General features: G+C 68.6%; 19 protein-coding genes. 5 read left to right on the plus strand and 14 right to left on the minus strand.

Features of this window, described 5'->3' with window-relative positions:
• From VKV57_17240 to rny, 6 genes are all read right to left on the minus strand, one after another.
• Positions 1-380 (minus strand): L-seryl-tRNA(Sec) selenium transferase (locus VKV57_17240; GenBank protein ID HLW61649.1); only part of this gene is annotated, 380 nt, incomplete at its 3' end.
• Between the two features lie 21 nt (positions 381-401).
• Positions 402-626 carry a hypothetical protein gene (locus VKV57_17245; protein ID HLW61650.1) on the minus strand — a complete coding sequence of 75 codons (225 nt, stop codon included), beginning with the start codon at positions 624-626 and terminating at the stop codon, positions 402-404.
• 27 nt (positions 627-653) lie between these two features.
• A complete protein-coding gene (locus VKV57_17250; GenBank protein ID HLW61651.1) occupies positions 654-1,520 on the minus strand; it encodes a PHP domain-containing protein in 867 nt (288 codons plus the stop codon).
• 13 nt (positions 1,521-1,533) lie between these two features.
• On the minus strand, positions 1,534-1,794 hold the full coding sequence (locus tag VKV57_17255) for a stage V sporulation protein S (GenBank protein ID HLW61652.1): 261 nt from the start codon (positions 1,792-1,794) through the stop codon (positions 1,534-1,536).
• Positions 1,795-2,104: 310 nt separating this feature from the next.
• The gene (locus VKV57_17260; GenBank protein ID HLW61653.1) at positions 2,105-2,938 is read right to left on the minus strand and encodes a TIGR00282 family metallophosphoesterase; all 834 of its coding nucleotides are present in this window, start codon (positions 2,936-2,938) and stop codon (positions 2,105-2,107) included.
• A gap of 50 nt (positions 2,939-2,988) precedes the next feature.
• Complete coding sequence (gene rny / locus VKV57_17265) at positions 2,989-4,542, minus strand: ribonuclease Y (protein HLW61654.1); 1,554 nt, start codon at positions 4,540-4,542, stop codon at positions 2,989-2,991.
• 199 nt (positions 4,543-4,741) lie between these two features.
• Here rny and VKV57_17270 point away from each other — a divergent pair, with 199 nt between their 5' ends.
• The gene (locus VKV57_17270) at positions 4,742-5,431 is read left to right on the plus strand and encodes an SCO family protein (protein ID HLW61655.1); all 690 of its coding nucleotides are present in this window, start codon (positions 4,742-4,744) and stop codon (positions 5,429-5,431) included.
• Between the two features lie 94 nt (positions 5,432-5,525).
• Here the strand turns inward: VKV57_17270 and VKV57_17275 are convergent, their stop codons facing one another.
• The 8 genes from VKV57_17275 to VKV57_17310 form a co-directional block, all read right to left on the minus strand.
• Positions 5,526-7,739, minus strand: a complete 2,214-nt coding sequence (locus VKV57_17275; GenBank protein HLW61656.1) for an AAA family ATPase — start codon at positions 7,737-7,739, stop codon at positions 5,526-5,528.
• A complete protein-coding gene (locus VKV57_17280; protein HLW61657.1) occupies positions 7,736-8,863 on the minus strand; it encodes a DNA repair exonuclease in 1,128 nt (375 codons plus the stop codon). Before VKV57_17280 ends, VKV57_17275 begins: the two co-directional genes overlap by 4 nt.
• Positions 8,860-11,892 (minus strand): UvrD-helicase domain-containing protein, encoded by a 3,033-nt coding sequence (locus VKV57_17285; GenBank protein HLW61658.1) that lies wholly within the window; start codon positions 11,890-11,892, stop codon positions 8,860-8,862. The genes VKV57_17280 and VKV57_17285 overlap by 4 nt, the downstream gene beginning before the upstream one ends.
• On the minus strand, positions 11,885-12,613 hold the full coding sequence (locus VKV57_17290; GenBank protein ID HLW61659.1) for a regulatory protein RecX: 729 nt from the start codon (positions 12,611-12,613) through the stop codon (positions 11,885-11,887). The genes VKV57_17285 and VKV57_17290 overlap by 8 nt, the downstream gene beginning before the upstream one ends.
• 91 nt (positions 12,614-12,704) lie before the next feature.
• Positions 12,705-13,823, minus strand: coding sequence for a recombinase RecA (gene recA / locus VKV57_17295; GenBank protein HLW61660.1), 1,119 nt, complete (start codon positions 13,821-13,823; stop codon positions 12,705-12,707).
• 120 nt (positions 13,824-13,943) lie between these two features.
• A complete protein-coding gene (gene thpR / locus VKV57_17300; protein ID HLW61661.1) occupies positions 13,944-14,543 on the minus strand; it encodes an RNA 2',3'-cyclic phosphodiesterase in 600 nt (199 codons plus the stop codon).
• A 47-nt stretch (positions 14,544-14,590) separates the two neighbouring features.
• On the minus strand, positions 14,591-15,892 hold the full coding sequence (locus VKV57_17305) for a competence/damage-inducible protein A (protein HLW61662.1): 1,302 nt from the start codon (positions 15,890-15,892) through the stop codon (positions 14,591-14,593).
• The gene (locus VKV57_17310; GenBank protein ID HLW61663.1) at positions 15,889-16,935 is read right to left on the minus strand and encodes a RodZ domain-containing protein; all 1,047 of its coding nucleotides are present in this window, start codon (positions 16,933-16,935) and stop codon (positions 15,889-15,891) included. Before VKV57_17310 ends, VKV57_17305 begins: the two co-directional genes overlap by 4 nt.
• Positions 16,936-17,212: 277 nt before the next feature.
• Here VKV57_17310 and VKV57_17315 point away from each other — a divergent pair, with 277 nt between their 5' ends.
• Genes VKV57_17315 through VKV57_17330 form a run of 4 tightly spaced genes read left to right on the plus strand, consistent with a single transcriptional unit; the run spans position 17,213 to position 20,108 of the window.
• Positions 17,213-17,623 (plus strand): hypothetical protein, encoded by a 411-nt coding sequence (locus tag VKV57_17315; protein HLW61664.1) that lies wholly within the window; start codon positions 17,213-17,215, stop codon positions 17,621-17,623.
• Positions 17,620-18,048, plus strand: coding sequence for a hypothetical protein (locus VKV57_17320; protein HLW61665.1), 429 nt, complete (start codon positions 17,620-17,622; stop codon positions 18,046-18,048). The genes VKV57_17315 and VKV57_17320 overlap by 4 nt, the downstream gene beginning before the upstream one ends.
• Positions 18,023-18,802, plus strand: a complete 780-nt coding sequence (locus VKV57_17325) for a type II secretion system protein (GenBank protein ID HLW61666.1) — start codon at positions 18,023-18,025, stop codon at positions 18,800-18,802. The genes VKV57_17320 and VKV57_17325 overlap by 26 nt, the downstream gene beginning before the upstream one ends.
• Positions 18,789-20,108 (plus strand): hypothetical protein, encoded by a 1,320-nt coding sequence (locus tag VKV57_17330; GenBank protein HLW61667.1) that lies wholly within the window; start codon positions 18,789-18,791, stop codon positions 20,106-20,108. Before VKV57_17325 ends, VKV57_17330 begins: the two co-directional genes overlap by 14 nt.
• The last annotated feature ends 1 nt before the right edge of the window (position 20,109 follow it).

Consider the following 20,109-nt stretch of genomic DNA (forward strand, 5'->3'; position numbering starts at 1 on the left):
GAGCTCCGCTCGCCGGTCGCCGGGTCGACCTCCAGCACGGTCACCCCTGCCGCGGCGACGACGGCCTGGCGCGCGGCGTCGCACAGCGGGGCACGTCCGAGGTTGGTGTGGATGACGATGCCGGTCGCGTTGATCGCCGGCGCGAGGCTCGGCGCGACCCGATCGACAAGCCGCGCCTGCACGTCGGCGAGCAGCGCATCCACGCTCACCGCGGCAGGTTCCGGGCCCCCCCGGAGCAACGTCGCGCGGGCCTGCTCGACCGCGTCCCGCGTACACGCCACGACGAGCGCGCGGGGATACGCGGCCAGCGTCCCCAACGCTTCGAGCCGATGGAGAATGCGCTCGACCGAAGGTAGCTGGCGGAGCGGGGTGGCCCCCATCCCCTGCCTACCGCACGCCGGCTACTTGAAGAAGGTGCCCAAGCCGAGTCCGACGACGATGACCACGGCGATCACCCACACGATGCGCAGCAGGTCGTACGTCAGCCGCCGCCTGAGCTCGTCGTCGCTCTCGCGGGCAGCCACCCCTCCGGGCGTCCCCGCCGCGATCGGCCGAATCCGGGCGCCGCAAACCCGGCAGATGATCTTGCCGGTCGGGTTCTCAGCACCGCACTTTGCACACTGCATGGTTACCCTCCATCTGCGATAACGAACTCAGGACAGCCGCGCATCCCGGGCGGAAACTCCGGGACGCCGCCCGGCCCAGCGCGCTCGGAGGGCCGGAACGACCTCCGGAGGGACCGGGACGCTCCCCAGCTGAACGCGGGTGGCAAACGCGCCCCCGTGGAAATCGGTGCCGCCCGTCGCCACCAGCCCATACCGACGGACCATGGCCAGGTAGGCCGCCAACATCTCCGGGGTGTGGTCGGGATAGTACACCTCGATCCCCGCGAGGCCGTGCGCGACGAGTTTCGGCACCCGATCGATCACCGGCCCACTGGCCTCCCAGCCCGGGTGGGCCAGCACCGGGACCCCCCCGTGACGCGCGATCACCTCAACCGCCTCTTCGGGCGCCAGCTTCAACCGTGCGACATACGCGGGTCCGTTCCGGCCAAGGTACCGTTCGAACGCCTCCTGGGGCGTGTCAACCCGGCCTGCCTCGACCAGCGCGCGGGCGATGTGCGGGCGCCCCACCGCGGCGCCGGCGGCGATCCTCTGGACTCTCGCCCACTCCACCGTCACACCGAGCGCGGCCAGCTTCCGCACCATTTCCTCGGCCCGGCGCAACCGCCCATCTCTCATCCGCCGCAGGAACGCCTGGAACGCGGGGTCGGCGAGGTCGATGAAGTATCCCAGGATATGGACCTCGTACGCGTCGACATCGGTGTTGATCTCGACCCCCGGGATCACCTCGACCCCGTACGTCCGGCCCGCGGCGATGGCCTCGGCCAAGCCATCGGTGGTGTCGTGATCGGTCAGCGCCAGGATCGTCACCCCGTGCTCGCGCGCGGCCATGACGAGGCGGGCGGGGGGGAGGAGACCGTCCGATGCCGTACTGTGGGTGTGCAGGTCGATCCGCAGGGGTCGGCCGGGCCTACCGCGGGGAGACGATCAACTTGATCGCCGTCCGATCTTGACCGTCGATCTGCACGTCCGCGAACGCGGGCACGCACACCAAGTCCAGCCCGCTGGGGGCCACGTACCCGCGGGCAATGGCGATCGCCTTCACCGCCTGGTTGATGGCCGCCGCCCCGATCGCCTGCAACTCTGCGGTCCCCTTCTCGCGCACGACCCCTGCCAGCGCGCCTGCAACGGCCGTGGGATTCGACTTAGCGGCGACTTTGAGAACGTCCATGGGTGCGTGCCTCCTCAACGGAGCGGCGACGTGTCCCCGCGGGGTGCCGCAGGGGACCCTATTCTTTCGCGGGCACCCTGGAGAATCCTCCCCCCTGAGCCCTGGCGGGGCGGCCAAAAGCGCGTGAAAGGGAAGAACGGCCAACCCCTCGGGGCCCGGCGCGCGGGGCGTTTGGGGTCCTAGGGACGCCAGGACGGCGGCCCGCACCCCCGGGACGCCGCCACTGCCGCCGTCCCCCACCTTCGACTCTTGAGGGTGCCGGACCGCCTGGGCGGCAGGGCCCGATTGTGAGGATGCACGCCTTCCGGGACTATCCTTCCGCCCGGTATACGCGCTGGATGTGCGTGGTGCGACCGGTCTGATCGTCCACCTCGAGGACGACCGCGTTGAGCTGAGCGGGGCCCTTCGCAACGTCGAACCGCGCGGGGAGCAGGGTAAGGAACCGCTGGAGAACCTCCTCACGACCCATCCCGATGACCGAGTCCCGCGGCCCCGTCATGCCGACATCGGTGATGAACCCCGTCCCGCTCGGCAGAATCCGCTCGTCGGCCGTCTGGACGTGGGTGTGGGTCCCGAGGACCGCAGATACTTGACCGTCGAGGTGCCAGGCGAGGGCGATCTTCTCCGAGGTGGCCTCGGCGTGGAAATCGACGACGATCACGGGCGTTTCCTGCCGCAGCCGCTCCGCCTGCTCCTGCCCGACCCGGAAGGGCGACTCCAGGGGATCGAGGAAAATCCGGCCCTGCATATTGAGCACGCCCACCGACGGCCCGCGGCGCCCCCCCGAGAGCGGGAAGACCCCCGCCCCCCGCCCCGGCGTTCCGGGAGGATAATTGGCCGGCCTCAAGAGCCGCAGGTCGCTGTCGAGCAGGGAGAAGACTTCGCGCGCCTGCCAGGTATGGTTGCCCCCGGTGACCACGTCCACCCCGGCGGCGACGATCTCCTCGAACGTCTCGCGGGTGATCCCGAATCCGCCGGCGGAATTTTCCCCGTTGGCAATCGCCAGGTCGACGCCCAACTCGCGGCGCAAGCCGGGGAGCATCTGAGCAAGCACTCGCCGCCCGGGTTTGCCCACGATATCGCCGATGAACAAGAGCTTCATCCCGATCCCCGCTCCTCCACACGCAATGAGGGGACGGGCCATCGCGACCCGTCCCCCCGAGCTTCCCGCAGACGCCGCTCGGGCTCGGTGGTCTACTTGGCGTATTCGATCGCCCGAGTCTCGCGCAGCACCGTCACCTTGATCTGCCCCGGGTACTGCAACTCCTCCTCGATCTTTTTGGCCATGTCCCGCGCCATCGACGCGGCAGTGGCGTCATCGATCTCCTGCGGCTTGACCAAGACGCGGATCTCCCGGCCAGCTTGGATGGCGTACGCTTTCTCGACCCCGATGAAGGACGTGGCGATGCGCTCGAGGTTCTCCAGCCGCTTGATGTACATCTCCACCGTTTCTTTCCGTGCCCCCGGGCGCGAGGCCGAAATCGCGTCGGCCGCAGCCACCAGGATCGACTCAACGCACGTCGCCTCGGCGTCCCCGTGGTGGTAGGCGATCGCGTTCAGCACCTCCGGGGGCTCGTGGTACCGTCGGGCGATATCCATGCCGAGGTCGCTGTGGGTTCCTTCCGCCTCGTGAGTGAGCGCTTTCCCGATATCGTGCAGCAACGCGGCTCGGCGCGCGAGCTCGACGTTGGCCTCGAGTTGCGTCGCCATCAGTCCCGCGAGCAGCGACACCTCGATCGAGTGTTGCATCAGGTTCTGTCCGTAGCTGAATCGGAAGTTCAGCCGGCCGAGGAGCTTCAACTCCTCCGGGTGGAGCCCGTGAACGCCGGCCTCGAAGGCCGCGCGCTCGCCGGCTTCGCGGATCCGGGTGTCGATCTCTTTTTGCGCCTTCTCGACCATTTCCTCGATCCGCGCGGGATGAATCCGGCCGTCGCTGAGGAGCTTCTCCAGAGCCATCTTGGCGACTTCGCGACGAATCGGATCAAACGACGAGAGGGTCACCGATTCGGGAGTGTCGTCGATGATCAGATCGACCCCGGTCAAACTCTCCAGGGCACGGATGTTCCGGCCTTCCCGGCCGATGATCCGCCCCTTCATCTCGTCGTTTGGAAGCGGGATCACCGACACCGTTACCTCGGCGGTGTGGTCGGCAGCGCACCGCTGAATGGCCAGGGCCACAATCTCCCGCGCCGTCCGCTCGGCTGTCTCCCGAGCCTCCGTCTCGATTTTCTTGGCGGTTTGAGCCGCCTCGTGCTGAATTTCGACCTCGACCTTTGCCAGCAGTTCGTGACGCGCCTGCTCCAGCGTCAGACCCGCGATCCGTTCCAGCTCGGTCCGCTGACGCCGCTCCTGATCGTGCAGCTCCTCCCTAACCTTGGTAACCTCCTGCTCTCGCTGCGCGAGGGTCTGGTCCCGCTTCTCCACTGCCTCGAGCTTCCGGTCCAGGACCTCCTCACGTTGAATCAGCCGTCGCTCGAGCCGCTGAGACTCCGCGCGCTGCTCCCGGATCTCCCGTTCGGCATCCCGCTTGATTCGGAACGCCTCATCTCTGGCCTCCAGAAGGGCTTCGCGCTTCTTATTGTCCGCCTCCCGCTCCGCTGTGGCTTTCGCGTTCTCAACGATTTTCTGCGCAGCGACTTCGGCCGTGCCGATCTTCGCCTCGCCGGCGAACTTCCGCAGAAGGTATCCAAGGAGGAAGGCCACCACCAACAACCCAAGTCCCGCACCAACATACAGAACGGGGTTCAAGGGTGTCACCCCCCCCAGTCAGCGTATGATCTATCTGTCGGCCGCTACCCCTCCATCCTGACCGCGTGGCCAGTGTTTGGTGTTGATGCTGGCATCCTCATCGGCAGATCTTCACCCTATTGTATCGTGATGGTAAAATGCGGTCAAGAAACCCTCAACGCGGGCGGTAACACCTCGGCGTCCATGGTATACTCGAAACGTGGCAGCTTCGAGGCAAGAACCAGAGGCACCCGCGACGGGGGCGTCCCGTCGGCGCCGCCTGCCGTGGGCCTGGGTCGTCGTCGGACTCGTCGTGATCGCCGCCGCCGCGGCGGTCGTGGCGCGGACGCACGTCGCCGCGGTGACCCTCCAGGGGGCCGTCGTCACCCCGCCCGCGCCCGCACCGGACTTCACCCTCTTCGATCAGGATCGCCGGCCGGTTCGGCTCTCAGATCTCCGCGGCAAGAGCGTCGCGCTGACGTTCCTGTACACGCACTGCCCGGACGTCTGTCCGCTGATCGCGACCAAGATGCACGAGACCTATCTCCAGCTTGGGGGCGCCGCAACACGGATCCAGTTCATCGCCGTCACCGTCGACCCGAAGGGCGACACCCCGGGCGCCGTCCGCGGGTTCCTCGCCACGCATCAGGTGGACGGTGAACTCCTCTATCTCACCGGGCCCGTCCCGGAGCTCCGGTCAGTGTGGGGCGAATACTTCGTCGGCACTGATGCCAAAGAGGTAAACCCCCAAGCGGTTTCCGCAGGGCCCACGTCCCCTGACGTAGTGGACCACACCGCGATCGTGTACGTGATCGACCCGCGTGGGATGCTCCGCGTCTTCCTTCCTGCGAACTTCGACCCCAAGGACCTTGCCGCCGACCTTCGGATTCTCAGCGCGGGCGCAAAGTAGCGGCACCGGTCAAGACCATCGCGGGTCGCCGGGCGCGGGCTCGCCCCTCCCGCCACAGCGCACCGCTCGCTCCGATCAGGAGTGACCCGCCCGGTTACGGGCCGTTCGCGGAGACTTCGTCGGGGGCGGCCGCGGAAAGGCCCAACTCCTGAGGGATGGCGCCGACGTCGTGTCCCAGGATGATCAGGTGATCCGCGTAGCGATGGTAGTCCTCGTGGCATGTAAAGAGAAAGATCTGCCGCTCGCGGGAGAGGTCCCCGAGGAGGCGCATCGCCGCGGCCTTTCGCCCTTCGTCGTAGGCGAGGAAGGGATCATCAAGAAAGAGGGGCGGGCGGCGGCCCTCGCACAGCACATCGATCAAGGCGAGCCGTAGAGCGAGATAACACTGATCCGCGGCCCCGCTGCCGATCTCCCGGGACGCCGCGTCGACCTCCGCCCACCCCTTGGGAGGACCCACCCACACGCGCGGCGCAAGGGTGTGTTCGTCCACCTCCACGCGGTCGTAGGCACCGTCCGAGACCACGCGCAGGTACCGACTCGCCCGTTCCTCGAGCAACGCCTTCCCCGGAACCACGGTGAGCCGGTGGGCCTCCCCCAGCACGCGGCGGGTCAGTCGGAGAATTTCGATGAATCGTTGGAACCGCACGATCCGCTCGCGGACCTCCGCGAGCTCCTCCTCCACCCGGGCCAGCTCTTCGTTCGGTGACCGTCCGCTCAACCGGCCGTCCAGCCGTTGCAGAGCCCCCCGCCCCTCCTCGAGCCGGCGTGCTCGGGCTGCCGCGTCGTTTTGGAGTCGTTGAAACCCTACGGGATCCAGCCGCCGCAGCGCCAAGTTGGGATCCTCTCGTTCCGCGCGGACCATCGCGAGGTCGAGCAGGCCCCGCCGGTGCTCGTCGACGATCTCCTGCAGCCGCCGGCCCCCCAGGAGCTCGTCGACGAGTTTGCCTGACGAGGCCTGCCGGTGGCGGGCGCGCCGACACCGATCGGCGAGGTCCGTCGCGGCCTGAACCGATGGCACGCCGAGCGATTCCAGTTGATGGCGGAGCGCGGCGGCGGCCTCCTCGGCGGCCCGGCGCCGCTCCTCGAGGTCGCGAACCCGGCCCTGACGGGCCGCCCGGGTCACCGCTTCCAGCGCTGCCGCCCTGCCCCGCACCCGCGCCGCGACCGCAGCACTCCCCAGCAGCCCTGCGACAACCAACAGGGTTATACTCCAGCCGATCCTATCGACGGCGAGGAGCGCCACCCCCACCGCTCCAGCCACCACGGCCGCGAGACCGAACCCGGCCGGGCCCACCCCCAAGAGCGCGTGGTCGACAAACGATCGTGCCGCCGGCCCGGACCTCTCGATCGGGAGATCCGCGTCCCCCCCGTCCCCGAGAGCGGCCCGGAGAATGCGAAGCCGGGCGTCTGCCTCTTGCAGCCGCTGCAGGGCCTCGGCGTCCGGCTCAGAGAGGTGCAGAGCCTCGTCCTCGGCGGCCAGGGCGGCCTCGCGACCCGCTTTCTCCAGGCGGTCGAGCAGCGATTGCAGTTCCGTAGCCCGCTCGGTCAGCTGCGTCGACCGGGCGTCGAGCTCCAGGAGCCGCCGATTGCCCCTCATCAGCTCCCCGTCGTCCCGAACCTGCTGCTCCAATTCCCCGACCTGGGCGAGCAGGCGGTCCCGATCGGTGGCCGCCCGCTCGATCGCCTCGACTTCCGAGGCCAGCCGGCTCTGCTCGGCGGTGAGCGCCGCGATGCGGTCCTGATTCCGCTTGAGCGGGCCCGGCGTCTTCGAGGGGTGCGAGAGCCCGACTTCGAGCCCCCGGATCTTGTCGTCGATCGTTCGGAGCACGCGAGTCGCATCGGTGTCGGCCCCGGTCACAATTCTCGCCAGGCGGGTCCCGATCTCGCGACCTTCGTGCTGGATTCCCGCGAGGTCCCACTGGCGAATGTGCGCGGTGGCACGAAACAGGGTGAGGCTGGTCAGGCCGAGCACCTCGCCGATCTGCCGCTCTACGTCCTTGGGGTTGTCCCACGTCTCGCCGCCAGCCGCCAGCGAGACCTTCTTTGCCCCGAGGTCTCGGTGCAACCGATACGAGCGATCCCCGGCCTCAAACTCCATGCTAACTTCGCCGGCCTCCGCCTCTCCCCAGGTCGCGTACGATCTGGCTTCCGCCGGCCTGACGGGAAACAGCGCCGCGGACACGGCAAGGTGGAGGGTCGACTTGCCGGCGTCGTTGCGTCCGTAGATGACGTTGAGCCCCGGGCCGCACTCCAGCGCCTGATCGACCAGTTTTCGAAACCCTCGGATCCGCAGGCGGCGGATGATCATCCGAGGACCTCCTTCCCCTCCAGCAGCGCGATCCCGAGCCGGAGGGCATCCTCCCCCACCGCGCGGGCCTCCCCTTCCCGGGCGGAGATTTCCGTCTGCATCAATTGCACGAAGCGACCGAGCACAGTGCTCTCGGGAAACTGCGCGGGATCGATCACATCGGGGCGGAGGTGCGATTCGTCGCGGATCTCGAGTCGGAAGAATTCCCCGGCAAGGTCCTGGCGGAGGCGGTTGGGGCTGAGGCGATCGGCCAGGGCGGCCAACCCGGTCAAGACGACCGTAAGGGCAAGATCCGGGTGCGCCTCGGCTTGGATCATGCGGGCCGCCTCTTCCTCCCCGCCCACGGTGGCGACGTCCAAGCTCAGGCGGCGGCTCCGGCGGCGCCCGACCCGCCGCGGAGTGACCTCGACGCGCCCCGGAGCCTCCAGGGTCACGAGGCAGACGTTCCCCGAGTCGGGCTCGTCCAGGTCGATCATCTCCGGCGCGCCGCTGTACCAGGCGGCCACCCCGCCGCTCGACACTTCCCGAGTGGAATGCCAGTCCCCCAACGCGAGGTAGTCGACCTTGCTCGCCGCGATCTCCTCCGGGGTGATGAGCCCGAACTGAACGGGGAGGTCCGGACGCTGGATGCTGCCGTGGGCGAGGCCGACCAGGAACCGGGTCGGGCGTTCGGCGGGCGGCGCTGCCAGCGCACTCTCGGCGGAGAGCTGACGCTGCCGCGAGCGGCCGATCACCGTCAGATCCAGGTCGGGGAATACCTGCGCGCCGGGCTCGGGGCCGAAGACCGTGACGGCCGCCGAGGCGGCGGCGAGATCTCGCCACACGACGGCACTTCCCTCGCCGAGGGGATCGTGGTTGCCGGCCACGGCGCACACCCGAATCCCGGCCGCCCCCAGGCGGCGGAGTTCCGGGACCGCGAACCCGACCCCGGCGCGGGACGCGGCCACGGAATCGAAGAGATCGCCCGCGATCAACATGAGATCCACGCGCTCCTCGATCGCCAGGGTAACGACCCGGGTGAACGTCGCTTCGAGCTGGCGCCGCTGCTCGCGTCCCCGCTCGCCCAGCATCCGGAAGGTGGCCCCCAGATGGACGTCGCTCGTGTGCAGCAGGCGCACGCTCATTCGGCGGTCGCGGTGAACGGGCAGATCTCGTTGAACGCACAGTACGGGCACGCTCGGTAGGGATCTGGGGTGGCGAGAAACTGCTGCGCGCGGATCCCGCCCGCCGCGTGCAGGATCATCTCCCGGGTTCGGGCCAGCTCGGCATCGGTCTTGCGGGCGCGGCCGACGAGCACCTGCGTCCCCAGGAAGTGGAGCTCGACGCGATCCGGGAGGCGGCCGAACACCTCCGAGTAGGCCAGCGTGTAAATGGCCAGCTGTTCGCTGTCCTTGGCGCGGCGATCGGCGTCCTGCTGGGTGCGGACATCGGTGCTCTTGAAGTCGATGATCGCCACTTCTCCGCCCCGGACGTCGACGCGGTCCCATCGGCCGCGGATCATCGTCGCGCCGACATGGAACCGAAATTCGCGCTCCACGAACGTGGGGACGGTCCCGCTGGCCTCCTGGTAGGCGTAGAAGCGCCGCAGCGCGACCCGGCCGGCCTCAAGGCGCTGGTCCTCGTGCTCGCGGCTGAGGAAGCCCTCGTTCACCCAGGCCCGCTCGAAGTGCGCGATCAGGTCGTCCGCGGTCACCGGCTGGTGACGCGCCTTCCGGCGGTTGTACTCTTGAACGGCGTCATGGAGCGCGGCCCCGTAGACCACCCGATGATCGCGGAGCACCGGAACGCGCAGGATGTGGATGTACTTGTACTTGAGCGGACACGTCGAGTAGTCGTCGACCTGCCGGAACGAAAGCGGGATCACCTGATCGCCCGGCGGCACGAGCGTGAGCTGCGGGTGCAGATCAACCGGGGGGGCGTGGCGCTCCACCGCCTGGACCACAGATGCGCGGAACGTTTCCGGATCCGCCCGTGGCAGATCGAGCGTCTCGAGGACGAAGCGGCTGACCTTCCGCGGGCGCGCGCCCCCGTAGTCCTGGGCGCTGGTCAGGTAGAGATCGCGCTTGGCCCGGGTCATCCCGACGTAGAACAGCCGGCGCTCCTCCTGCAGGTGGAAGTCTCCGCTCGGCAGCAGATCCTTCATCAGCGCGTCCGGCAGCGGGATCGGTTCGCCTCGGGCCCGCGATGGGAACTTGTCAGACACGAGGCTCACCAGAAACACGACGGGAAACTCCGACCCCTTGGCCTTGTGGATCGTGAGCACACGGACGGCGTCGGCCTCGGTGTCGAACTCGGCCGTCGGCGGGTCGTCGCCGGCCTCGATCAGCAGGTCGAGATACCCCACGAACCCCGGCACCCGATCGACCTGGGCGATCGCGCCGTACCGCGACACCAGGTCGAAGAACTTGGAGAGGTTGGCGACCTTCTGCTCGTCTTCCGGCCGGCCGGAGGCGGCCAAACGGCCGACGTACCCGGTGCGGGTCACCAGGTATTCGTAGAGCACCCGGCCGGTGGGATACCGCGAAGCCATCTCCGTCATCGCGTCGAGATCCTCGACGACCTTGGCGATCGAGGCGCGGCCCTCCGCGCTGACCTCGATTCCCTCGATCCGGTCGAGCTGCCGGTAGACGTGGCTCAGCGATCGATTCTTGCGGTTCGCATAGCTCATGCAGAGGGCGAGGTCCTGGGGGGGGACCTCGTAGAACGGGGCGGTGCTGAGCAGGTACAACGACAGGCCGTCCTGGGGATTGGCGAAACAGCGCAGGGCCGCGATCACCAACCGGATCTCCTCGCGGTCGTAGAGGCCCCGGGTTCCCGAGAACCGGAAGGGGATCCCCCGAAGGTTGAGCGCGCGCAGGAACGGATCGGCGTCACGGTTCGCGCGGACGAGAATCGCCACGTCCCCATACCGCCACTGGCCGTCGGCCACGCGGCGGACGATGCGCTCCGCCACACCATCGGCTTCGCTGTTCAAGGTGTCGAAGTGCAGGTGCCGGGGAAGACTCCCGGGGCCCGCGACGGCCACGAGGTGCTTGTCGATGTGGTGGCGGACCTCAAGCCGGTCCGGGTCGTTGTGTCGGATCAGGCGGTACGCCGTGTCGAGGATGAACTGCGTCGAGCGGTAGTTCTGCGTGAGCACGACGATCTTGGCATCGGCATAGGTTTCGGTAAAATAGGTGATGTTGCTGTAGGACGCCCCACGCCATCGGTAGATCGCCTGGTCATCGTCGGCGACCACGGTGAGGCACCTCCGGCCGCCGGCGAGGAGCTTCACGAGCTCGAATTGCGCGTAGTTGGTGTCTTGAAACTCGTCGACCAGCACGTATCGGAACTGCTCGCGGTACCGCTGCAGCACGGTGGGATGCTCGCGGAGCACGCGCAGCGTCATGGTGATGAGGTCGCCGAAGTCCACCCGGCCCTCCCGCGCGAGCAGCCGCTGGTACGCCCCGTAGGCCGCGGCGACCTCGCGCTGCTGGCGGACCTGTTCGGCGGCGGCGGGGTCATCGGGAGCGGCAGCGGCGGCGAGCCGCTCGGCGTAGGCGGCGTACTCCTCGGGGGTGGTGTCCTCGTCCTTCGCCCGGCTGAACAGCGAGGCCAGCGCGTCGATGTGCCGGGTCGGATCCCCCAGCGGGCGGTAGTATTCCAAGGGCAGCTCGAAGAGGCGCTCGCGGATGAAGATGATCTGTTCGGGCTTCGTCAGCACCCGGAAATCGGGGGAGAGCCCAAGGTGGAGCGCATGCTCCCGCAGCACCCTGTCCCCAAAGGCGTGAAACGTGCTGATCCACGCCTGCGTGTACCCGTACGGGACGAGCCGATCCACCCGCTCTTCCATCTCGGCCGCGGCGCGGTCGGTAAAGGTCAGCGCCAGGATCTCTTCCGGGCGCGCCCGGCGCGTGGTGATCAAATGGGCGATCCGCCGCGTAATCACGGTGGTCTTCCCGGTGCCGGCTCCGGCGACGATCAACAGCGGCCCTTCGGGGTGCACAACGGCCGCGAGCTGCTCGTCGGTCAGCCCGTCGAGGATCGCGTCCCCCGGGATCGGACGGGCCGCGGGCGCGGGCGGCGCAGCCAAGCCTGCGCCCGCGCCGTCCGACGGCGCAAGGGCGAGCACCAGCTGATCGTGCCGCAGCCGATCACCCTTCCGGTCAGCCATCGAACCGCTCCGCCTCAACCTCCCCGATCTCCCGCAGCGCCCGGATGATCGTCGCGTGCGCAAACCCTCGCCGCTCCAGCATCGCCGCGATGCGGCGTGTCCGTTGCGCCGGGGACAACCGCCGACAGGCCGGGAGGCGGCGCCGGACCAGCGCGGACGCAGACCGCTCCTCGACCGCGGCGAGATCGGGGTCCACCTCAAATGCCTCGCGGACCGCCCGGGCGATCAGTGCGGGGGCGACACCCTTCTGGCGGAGCTCCCACCGGATCCGCCCCACCCCGTACGCGCGCGACGCCAGGCGCGCGGTGATCCAGTCTTTGGCAAAGGCGAGATCGTCCAGGTACCCTCTTCCCTCGAGGTCCGCGATCACCGCCCGCAGCGTCTCCCGGGGGATCCGGTACCGAGTCAAGCGGGATCGCAGCTCCGCGGCGCTCCTCGGCCGGATCGCCAAAAGACGAAGGGCCCGATCCCGGGCCCGCAGGTAGCCATCGCGCGCCTCCAACTGCGCCACGAGACCCGGCGCGACCGCCTCGCCGATGGCGAGCCCGCACCGAGCCACCTCCGCGGCATCGACGCGGAACCGCCGGCCGTCGTCGAGCCGTACGATGCATCGTCCGCCGGCGCCGTCAGGGCTGGCGAGCGCCGTCACCGTCCGTAAGGAACCGGCGCGGCGCGGATCGTCGCTCAGCGGCACATCCGGAGGACCCGGGAGAAGAACCACCCCGCCCCCAACGTCCCTCGAAACCCTGCGGCGCCGACGGAGCCTCCCCGGCGCCAACGCACGCGCCCGGAGGTTCCGGCCGGCGTATCGGTCATCGAGGCGCGCGAGCCGCTACCCCCTTCGTGACCGGCGCGCCCGAGCGGGCATCGCGGGGCTGCGGCCCCACCTCCCCGTTGGCCGAGGCCTCGCGGCCCGCCGGGGGCTCGGGGACCGCGCCGGGGCGGCTGATCCCGAGTTTCTCCCGAAGGCGCCCTTCGATCTCCTTGGCCAACTCGGGGTTGCTCTCCAGAAACTCCCGTGCGTTATCGCGCCCCTGCCCGAGGCGCATTTCCTTGTAGGCGAACCAGGTGCCCGACCGGGCCACGAGGTTCTGCGCCACCGCCAGGTCGAGCAGGCTGCCAACCTTGCTGATGCCCTTTGGGAAGATGATGTCCAGCTCGGTGTCCCGGAACGGCGCGGCCAGCTTATTCTTCACGACCTTGACCCGTACCCGCTGGCCGAGGACCACGTCCCCCGACTTGATGGATTCGGTCCGGCGGATCTCCATGCGCACGGACGAATAAAACTTCAGCGCGCGCCCGCCCGTCGTCACCTCCGGGGACCCGAACATGACGCCGACCTTCTCGCGGAGTTGGTTGATGAAGATCACCGTGGTGCGGGACTTGCTGATCGCCCCCACAAGCTTGCGCAGCGCCTGGGACATCAGGCGTGCCTGGAGGCCCACATGGGCGTCCCCCATCTCCCCCTCCAGCTCCGCGCGCGGGACCAACGCGGCCACGGAGTCCACCACGATCACGTCGATCGCACCGGACCGCACCAACATCTCGGCGATCTCCAGCGCCTGCTCACCGGAGTCCGGCTGGGAGATCAGCAGGTTGTCGATGTCCACGCCCACGTTGCGGGCGTACTCGGGGTTGAGGGCGTGCTCGGCATCAATGAAGGCGGCCACCCCACCTTCCCGCTGCGCCTCGGCGATGATGTGATATCCCAGGGTGGTCTTCCCCGACGACTCCGGGCCGTAGATCTCCACTACCCGGCCCCGGGGCACCCCCCCGACACCCAGAGCCACATCGAGCGTGATCGCTCCCGTGGGGATGACCTCCACGCTTAGCCTGGCCTGGTGTTCACCGAGCTTCATGATCGAGCCCTTGCCGAACTGCTTCTCAATCTGCGTGAGAGCGAGGTCCAGGCTCCGCTGCCGCTCGTTCATCTTCCGCTCCTCCCCGGCGTCCTCAGACCGCCCTGAGGGCTTTCTGAGGCGGCTGGCTCGTTCGATTGACGGGCCCCAGTATACCAAACATATGTTCGCTTTGTCAAGGAACCCAGCACCTCAGCCCGATTCACCGAGTCCCACCTCTTGGACCTGCCGGTACACCGCCCCGGACGGATGCAGCGTGCTCTCCATGACGAGGAGGTTGGTGACGTCCTGAGCCCCGAGCGCGAACTCGCTGAAAGGGGCGATGGCCGCGGTGAGATCCGGCGCGGGGCCCGTACGCCGCACCCGGGCGATCGTGAGGTGCGGCCGAAAGGGCCGGGCCTCTTTCGGGAACGTCATCCGATGCAGCGCCCCATCGAGGTCGGAGGCGAGGGCGGCCAGACGATCGGCACCCTCGGCCACCCCCACCCAGACGACCTGCGGCCGGCGCGGGGAAGGAAACGCTCCCAGTCCCGCGAGTGCGATGCGAAATCCCTGGGCACGCGCGGCCACATCCTTGGCGGCGGCTGCGACCCGTGCCAGTTGCGCGGGCGTGATCTCGCCGAGGAACTTGAGGGTGAAGTGCAGGTTGTCGGGGGGGACCCAGCGGAGACTTTGCTCGGCCTCCCTCAGGTGGGGCGCGAGGCCGGCGACCGCGCGGCGCAGAGCCGAGGCCAGCGGCACGGCGACGAAGATCCGGCGGCGCGCCTGAGCCACCCCCGTCCCGGGTGGCACAGGTGCGGAGGTCTCCGTGGACCTTGGCGACATGCTCACGCCGTGGATCACCTCAGCAGGTGCAGCCGGATCATGTCGAGGGCCGACTGGGACGCAAGATAGCGCACCCCCGAGCGACCCGGCTCTGTCCCGTACCGCACCTCGCGCACGTCGGTCCCCTCGCTGTGGGCCAGCGCGATGTAGACGAGCCCGATGGGCTTTTCGGCTGTGGCGCCGGTCGGGCCGGCGATCCCCGTCGTCGCAATCCCGATGTCGGTGCCCGCCTGCGTGCGAACCGCCTCCGCCATGGCCCGGGCCGCTTCGACGCTGACCGCCCCGTGCCGCTCCAGGACGTCCGCGCCCACGTCGAGCCAGCGTTGTTTGGCCGCGTTGCTGTAGGTGATGATCCCCCCATCAAGAAAGGCCGACGCTCCGGCCGGGGTGGCGAGACGGTGGCCGAGGAGCCCCGCCGTGCACGACTCCGCAACCGCGACCGACACCCGCTTGGCGGTCAGGGCCCGCGCCACAACTTCCTCCAGGGTCGCCTCCCCCGCCGAGTAGATGGCCGGCCCGAGGCGCTCGCGGGCGGCCCCCTCGGTGCGATCGAGCAGCGACTCCACCTCGGCCTCGGTCCCCCGCGCGGTCAGCCGGACGTGGCACTCACCGGTGTGCGCGTAGGGAGCGATCGTGGGGTTCACGCTGCTCCGCATCAGGTCCCGGAGGCGGTCCTCCACCCCGGACTCCCCCAGCCCGGTGATCCGCAGGACGCGCGAGCGGATCACCTCGCGTCCGGCAAGTCCCCGCTCGCGGAGGTAGGGGACGATGGAATCCTGCACCATCCCCTTCATCTCGCGCGGCACTCCCGGGGTGAAGATCAACGTCTTCCCGTGGTGCTCGATGATCACCCCGGGCGCGCTGCCCCGGGGGTTTGGGATCATCCGCGCCCCCCGCGGCAGCATCGCCTGCTTGACCTGCTGGCTGCTGAGCGGGCGGTTGCGCTTGCGGAAGAACTCCTGAATGTGCGCCCAGGCCTCTTCGTGGCGCTCGATCGGCAGAGCCAGCGCCTCGGCCACGGCGGCGACGGTCAGATCGTCGTCGGTGGGGCCCAGCCCCCCGGTGGAGAGGATGAGATCGGCGCGGTCGAGCGCGTGCAGGAACACGTCCTGCACGCGCCGGACGTTGTCGCCGACCGTGGAGCGGAAGTAGACGGCGATGCCCAGGTCCGCGAGCACCGTGCACAGAAACGTGGCGTTGGTGTCGACGATCTGGCCGAGCAGGTGCTCGGTCCCCACCGAGATGATCTCGGCACGGACCAGCTGCCGCGGGTGGGGGCTGCCGCCATCGGCTGCGGGTTTGGCGGGATCTGTCACGGGGTCATCTCTCCTCCAACTTGATATGTGCGCTCGACGACCTGTCCGGCTCCCCCCAGGTGGCCAAGATCGCGCCCGTTGACCGAGACATTGACGCCGCTGGCGTTTCCCACCCGAATAATCAGTTCGCGCTTCGCGGACCAGACCTGCCGGTCGCCGGAGTTGACAATCCCCTCGAAGACGGTCGCCCCATCGGCGACCGCGCGTACCCAGGAGCGGTCGGAAGCCACCACGACGATCTGCAGCGGGGACGTCAGCCGGGCACCCGCCTGGGGCGCCCCGGCAGGAGGCGCCCCCGGCGGGGTACCCTGCCCCGCGGGGGGCGTAGCCGGCGGAGGGGTCGGGGATGGCGAAGCTGCGGGCGCGGGAGGCGGCTTGGGGGACGGTATGGGCTTGGCAGGTGCGGCGGGAGGCGACGTCTGGGGTGCAGACGCAGGGGCGAGCGAACTGGGGCCGCCAACGGCTGGCGCAATGGACGGAGCTGCCGCCGGGTGGGGCAGCGGAGCGACACGCTGAATCGGTGGAGCCTGGGGCGGGACGGGCTCGGTCCTCACCGGCGCCGTCGCACTCGAACGAACGGCCGGCGAAGTGGATCCGGAGGCGGGTCGGGATGCTTTTGGGAGAGGCGTCTGCGCGAACTGGCGGATCTGGCTGAGGAGGACGTAGCCCACGAGCAGAATTCCCACGCCGGCAACGATCCCGAGGCCGATCAGGAGCCCGCGCGTCCGCGAGAATCGGGTGGCCGGCGTGATCCGCACCTCGACCGGAGAATCCCTCCGGCCCAGCACCCCCGCGGCGCCGTGCAGCGGCGGGTTGCGGGGGTACGCCCCGAGCAGTTCCTCGGCGGGGATGCCCAGATAATCGGCGTAGCTGCGAAGAAATCCCCGGACGTAGGCGGGACCGGGGAGATCGCCAAACGCTTCTCGCTCCAGCGCGTCAAGGAAGGCGCAGCGGATTCGGGTGACGCTTTCGATTTCCTCGAGGGACAAACCGAGAGCCTGACGGGCACTCCGCAGCCGTTCGCCGATCCCAAGCGCTGCCATCCTCAGCAAGAGTTCTTGACTCGGGAAACACTTTCCTGCGACGTGAGTGCGGGGCACTGCGGCTCGAACTCGTAAACTCGAGGAACACACTGCGGCCGGCGAGGCGAATGTCCAATTTGACCAAAGAAAAGTGCATATATTCAGTGTGGGGGGCTCACGGACCCGCTTCCACGGAGCCCTCCGCCCTCATTTCCGCCACGTCAGACTCGGGGGGCAGATCCGATTGCCAGACGAAGCCATGAGGCGTTCGGCCACATCGACGAGTTCCACCCGGGGCATGTCGATCATCCAGTTCGTCGTCATGCTCGCGTTGATGGCGGCCGTCCTCACGGGCGGGGTGATGGGCATCAGCAAAGCGCTGGCCCACGAGCACCTCGACGGGTGGACCCGCACCATGACCTTCGACATCGCGGCGGGGCGGCAGGCGGCGCAAACGGAGCGGGCGACGGTGACGGTGACCCTGGGGACATCGTCGTACCTTATCGCCGTAACCGGTGGGAGCACCCTCAAGTACGGGGCCATGCCGACAGACATCGCGGTTACCACGACGTGTCCGGCGAGCATCTGTTCGTTCGACCGCCGTGGGGTGCCGATCGCGCCGGGGACCATCACCCTGACAAGCACCTCGCTCGGGCTCACCCACACGGTGACGATCCAGGCGGGCACGGGGAGGGTTTCCTACCAATGAGGCGACCGCGGGGCGGCGAGGGCGGGTTCACGATCGTCGAAGCCGTGGTCGCCACCGCGCTCCTGGGCGTCATCGCGATGACCGTCCTCGGCGGACTGCTCTTCGGGATGACCCAGGCCCACAGCGGCCTCAACCGGGCGGCGGCCGCCGCCTGGGCGCAGACCGAACTTGACTACCTCCGCCTGCAAGGATACGGGGGGCTGGGGGCGAATCCGCCGACCTGGACGCTCACTCCGACAAGCGTGCCCAAGACCTTTGCCAACATTGCGGAGCCATCCATCCCGGCGGGGTTTGACCACGCGGTGATCACGATCCAAACGCTGCCCGGGCTCCCCGTCAAACAAGTCACGGTCACCCTTTACCAGACCCCTTCATCCGTGTACGCGACCCTGGCGATGTATGTCTCCAACTACACGCACCCTTAGCGGGCCGTCCCCCCGTCGCCCGTCGGGCACGATCGGCGGGGCGGCCGCTCGGGGGCAACGGGACGAGGCGGGCCTCACTCTGCTCGAGATGTTGGTCGGGATTATGATCATGGCGATCGTGGGCGGGGCGATCTCGATCCTGGTGGGCGGGGCCGTGCAGAGCAAGATGATCTCTTCGGTCAGATCGGCCGACACCGAAACGGCCCGAGGGACCCTGGAGTGGATTACGGAGCGGGTCCGCAACGCCGGCTTCAACCTCCTCCCAGGGGGGCAGACGCAACTGCGGTGCAAGGACCGGGTCGTGGCGCAGGACGCAAGCCTCCTGCCCACGACGACCAGTGTCTTTGTCAGTGGAGAGATTCTCAACACGGATACGGTCGCCGGGAATGAAGACCTCACGATCGGGTACTACCTGGGGGTCGACCCCGTCACCGCCGCGCCCGTCGTCATGGAGTACAATCAGCCCTGTTCTACGGGCGCCACGTCGATCGCCACATATTCCAAGCCCCTTTCCAATCCCAGCCTCACCGTCACCAGCCTCTCCTTCCAGTATTACGACGCCAGCGGCAACACGGTGGCCGGCCTCACCACCCCCGCCACGATCCGCCAGATCCAGATCATCGGCATCTCGATCACGGTGCAGGGAGCGGAAGGCCGATCGGGAGTGCAGGCGCAAACCCTCACCCGGTATGTGCTGCTGCGGAATCCCGAGCCCAATACCAACAACTGGGTGGACCAAAATGAAAAGTTCTAGCGGCGGGCGGCCGAGGCCCGTCACCTCGCTGATCGCCAGCGAGCGCGGGGCCCTCCTGATGTTCGTCCTGCTCGTGATGCTGCTGATCGCGGCGATCACCCTCACCGTCATGCAGTTCATCGCCGCGGACCAAGCGGCGGGCATCCGCGAGCTGCAGGCCGTGGAGGTCTTTAACGTCGCGGAAGCGGGTGTCCACTACGCGATCGGACAGCTGCAGCAGTCGGGGGCCAGCGCGGACAAGGCGTGGACGCAAACGATCACGGCGGGATCCACCACCCTGGGCACCGCTCAGATCACGGTCAACTGCATCGACACCGGCGCGGTCCCCCCGTGCAGCGGGACCTGGGCGGCGTACCGCCGGATCATCTCCATCGGCACGCTCCCGATCGCCGGGCCGACCCGGACGATCGTCGCGGTCGTCCAGGGCAGCGGCTCGGCCGGGAATCCCTATGCCGTCTGCGGCTACCAGACGATCATGCTCGCCACCCAGGTGGACCTCTTCGGGGACTTGGGCAGCAACGGCGCGATCTCGCTCTTGGGCAACGCGGCGGTCAACGGGGACCCCAACACCCCCCAGAAGTACACCGGGGTCGCGCGCGCGAACGGATCCATCAGCTGTTCGGCGGGCTGCGGGAACATCCAGGGAGGCGCATTCCCCAACACTTCGGGGACCCTCTGTCCGGCGGTGGCCACCGGGCCCTTCGCCTTCAGCGGCAGCAACCTCACGGTGGGGTCCACGGGCTTTACCATAAATGCCCTCAACGGCCTGACGTGGTTCGATGTGCAGGTCAGCGCGGCCACGTGCGCGGGGGCCCAACCCTACAACGACCTGAAGATCCAAACCGGTGCCGCCGGGACGACGACCGTCGTGCAGATGCGGACGCTCACCATGGGAAATTGCACGCGGCTCATTGTCGTCGGCGCGGGAAACGCCGACCTCAGAATCGGCCTGTCGTCCGGAGCGGGGTTGGTAGTGGGATCATCCGATCACTTCGGCGTCGGCCCGTCGGATACGCAAGGCTCGCCCGCGCCGGTAGCGGCCGGCCAGCTCACGGTCGAGGTCAATTCCAATTCGTCGTGCGCCACCACGTGCGCGGCGAGCCTCGGGGCCAGCGGCGTGATCTCGGGCGTGTTCCTGGTCCCGGCCGGGGAGATCGACGTCGCGGACTCCCAAGTCAGCGGCGCCCTGGTCGCGAACGTGGACACGTTCGAGAAGGGGGCCACCTTCACGTATGACGCGAGCGCCGGCATCGGCGCCGCCACCTACAGCAACTTCAACAACCTGCGGTCCTGGAAGGACCAGTAGC

The sequence above is a fragment of the bacterium genome, from assembly GCA_035307765.1.
Taxonomy (GTDB): Bacteria; Sysuimicrobiota; Sysuimicrobiia; order Sysuimicrobiales; family Segetimicrobiaceae; genus Segetimicrobium.